This is a genomic window from Burkholderia sp. (assembly GCF_018375725.1).
GTDB lineage: Bacteria > Pseudomonadota > Gammaproteobacteria > Burkholderiales > Burkholderiaceae > Burkholderia.
Genome location: NZ_JAHACR010000399.1, coordinates 1 through 3,121 on the forward strand (window position 1 = coordinate 1; position 3,121 = coordinate 3,121).

The following is a 3,121-nucleotide window of genomic DNA, read 5'->3' on the forward strand; positions in this document are numbered from 1 at the left end:
GTGCAGCACGCGACCGACGCCAACCATCTGTCGACGCTGCGCCGCTTCGCGCGCGCCGGCATTCCGCTCGGCAGCCTGTGCACCGGCACGTATGCGCTTGCGAAGTCGGGCCTGCTCGCCGGCTACGCATGCGCGATCCACTGGGAAAACATGTCGGCGCTGAAGGAGGAGTTTCCCGACACGCGCTTCCTGAAGGAACTGTTCGTGATCGACCGCGACCGCATCACGTGCACCGGCGGCGTCGCACCGCTCGACATGATGCTGAACCTGATCGCCGCGCGCGTCGGTACGGCGCGCGTCACGCAGATCGCGGAGCAGTTCATCGTCGAGCATGTTCGCGACACCAGCGCGCAGCAGCGCATGCCGCTCGTCGCTCGCCTCGGCTCGGCCAACAAGTCGCTCTTCGAAGTGATCTCGCTGATGGAGAACAACATCGAGGAGCCGCTGTCACGCGAGGAACTGTCGCGCCTCGCGAACATGTCGCAGCGCCAGCTGCAACGGCTGTTCCGCGAGCATCTCGGCATGACGCCGACGCACTACTACCTGACACTGCGCCTGCGCCGCGCGCGCGAATTGCTGTTGCAGACCGACATGTCGATCATGCATATCACGATGGCGTGCGGATTCCAGTCGGCGTGCCATTTCAGCAAGAGCTACCGCGATGCATTCGGCGTCGCGCCGACCCGCGAGCGCCGCAAGCAGGTCGCGCCGCTCGCCACGCCGCCGGGTTCCGGAGGAACGGCTTTTCCGACGCTTGCCATGCATGCGTGAATAGCGCATCCAGAAATGAAAACGGGCGGCCCGGCATCCGGACCGCCCGTTCGTTTTGCCTACGCGTCCGTCATGCCGCATTCAGCATGTTGTGCGGGTCGATCACATACTTGCGCGGCGCGCCGCCGTCGAACTTCCTGTAGCCGTCCGGCGCCTGGTCGAGCGAGATCACCGTGACGTTGACGATCTTCGCGATGGGCAGCCGGTCGAACAGGATCGCCTGCATCAGGTTGCGGTTGTACTTCAGCACGGGCGTCTGGCCGGTGAAGAACGAATGCGACTTCGCCCAGCCGAGGCCGAAACGGATGCTCAGGCCGCCGTGTTTCGCGGCGACGTCCTTCGCACCCGGATCGTCCGTCACATAGAGGCCCGGGATGCCGATCGCGCCCGCCGGCCGCGTGATTTCCATCAGCGAATTCAGCACCGTCGCAGGCGCTTCTTCCGCATGTCCGGATGGACCGTGGCCATGCGCCTCGAAGCCGACGCAGTCGACCGCACAGTCGACCTCCGGCTTGCCGAGAATCTGTTCGATCTGCTCGCCGAGCGTCGCGTCCTTCGACAGATCCACGACCTCGAAGCCCATCTCCTTCGCATGCGCGAGGCGCTCTGCATTCATGTCGCCGACGATCGTGCACGCCGCGCCGAGCAGGCGCGCCGATGCCGCCGCCGCCATCCCGACCGGGCCCGCACCGGAGATATAGACCGTCGATCCCGGCTTCACGCCCGCACTGACCGCGCCGTGATAGCCGGTCGGCAGGATGTCGGACAGACACGTGAGATCGCGGATCTTCGACAGGGCCTGGTCGCGGTCGGGGAATTTCAGCAGGTTGAAGTCGGCATATGGCACCAGCACGTATTCGGCCTGGCCGCCGATCCAGCCGCCCATGTCGACATAGCCGTATGCGCCGCCCGCACGTGACGGGTTGACGTTCAGGCACACGCCGGTGTGCTGTTCCTTGCACATCGCGCAGCGGCCGCACGCGACGTTGAACGGCACCGACACGAGATCGCCGATCTTCAGCGTCTCGACATCCCGGCCGACCTCGACCACCTCGCCGGTAATCTCATGGCCGAGCACGAGACCGACCGGCGCCGTCGTGCGGCCGCGCACCATGTGCTGGTCGGAACCGCAGATATTCGTGCTGACCACCTTGAGAATCACGCCGTGGCCGATCGCGCGGCCGCTCGGATCGACCATCTTCGGATAGTCGATCTTCTGCACCTCGACCTTGCCCGGCCCAAGATATACGACACCTCGATTGCTGCTCATCGCCTTGTCTCCATGTCTCATTGGATGGCGCTGCCGCCCGCCGGACATTGCGGCGGACTCGCAACGGCCCTTCGAGAGTAGTCCGGAACGCATGGGCAGCGATGTGCAAACGCGACACGGGATTGAACGGTGCCGACATGTGCGCGGACGTGCCAGCCGCTTCACCGCGCGATGCGCAATTTTCGTGACGATCCACACCGGGCTGCGTCCCCGCACACGATCCAACCCTGCTTTTTTATTGATTGAGCGATCAATAAAAAAAAGATAAGCTTCCCGCTTCCATCCATCCGCCGTCCCGCGAAGGAAGCCGCAATGCCGAAAGTCGGAATGCGCGAAGTGCGCCGCGCCCAGCTGATCGATGCGACGCTGCGTACGATCGACGAAGCCGGCCTGCCCGGCACGACGCTCGCGTCGGTCGCCCAGCGGGCGAACATCTCGACGGGCATCGTCAGCCACTACTTCGGCGACAAGGACGGCCTGCTCGAAGCGACGATGCGTCACGTGCTGCGCGATCTGTGGTCCGCCACCACGCGCCGCCGGGTTGCGGCGCGCAAGGATCCGCGCGCACGGCTGCGCGCGATCGTCGCCGCCAATTTCGACGACACCCAGACCAGCGCGCCCGTGATGAAGACCTGGCTCGCCTTCTGGTCGCAGAGCATGCACGAGCCGGCGCTGAAGCGTTTGCAGCATGTGAATACGCGGCGTCTGTATTCGAATCTGTGCGCCGAATTCGCGAAGGCGCTGCCGCCCGCGAAGGCGAAACGGGCGGCCAGCGGCCTCGCCGCACTCATCGACGGATTGTGGCTGCGCGGCGCACTCGCCGGCGGCCCGTTCGACACCCGGGCGGCCCTCCGGCTCGCCCACGACTATATCGATCTGCTGCTCGCGTCGCACGCATGACGCGGCCCGCGGTCGCCCTCAAGGAGATCTTCATGTCTGTCTACGGTTTGCAGCGTCTCTACATCGGCGGCGGTTATACCGACGCCACGAGCGGCAAGACATTCGACACCTTCGATCCCGCCACCGGCGAATTGCTCGCGCAGGTGCAGCAGGCAAGCGCGGCCGACGTGGACCGTGCGG

Annotated in this window: 3 protein-coding genes and 1 pseudogene; 3 read left to right on the forward strand and 1 reads right to left on the reverse strand. The window is 65.4% G+C overall.

Annotated features, from left to right (window positions below; genetic code table 11):
• Nucleotides 1-771 (forward strand): GlxA family transcriptional regulator (locus tag KH616_RS23395; RefSeq protein ID WP_292252359.1); only part of this gene is annotated, 771 nt, incomplete at its 5' end.
• 70 nt (nucleotides 772-841) lie between these two features.
• On the opposite strand, the gene fdhA is transcribed toward KH616_RS23395, so the two are convergent.
• Nucleotides 842-2,041 carry a formaldehyde dehydrogenase, glutathione-independent gene (gene fdhA / locus KH616_RS23400; protein ID WP_292252360.1) on the reverse strand — a complete coding sequence of 400 codons (1,200 nt, stop codon included), beginning with the start codon at nucleotides 2,039-2,041 and terminating at the stop codon, nucleotides 842-844.
• A gap of 312 nt (nucleotides 2,042-2,353) precedes the next feature.
• Here fdhA and betI point away from each other — a divergent pair, with 312 nt between their 5' ends.
• Together betI and KH616_RS23410 are read left to right on the forward strand one after the other, a co-directional pair.
• Nucleotides 2,354-2,941, forward strand: a complete 588-nt coding sequence (betI, locus tag KH616_RS23405) for a transcriptional regulator BetI (protein ID WP_292252361.1) — start codon at nucleotides 2,354-2,356, stop codon at nucleotides 2,939-2,941.
• 32 nt (nucleotides 2,942-2,973) lie between these two features.
• Nucleotides 2,974-3,121: pseudogene (locus KH616_RS23410) on the forward strand (betaine-aldehyde dehydrogenase); the annotation flags it as partial.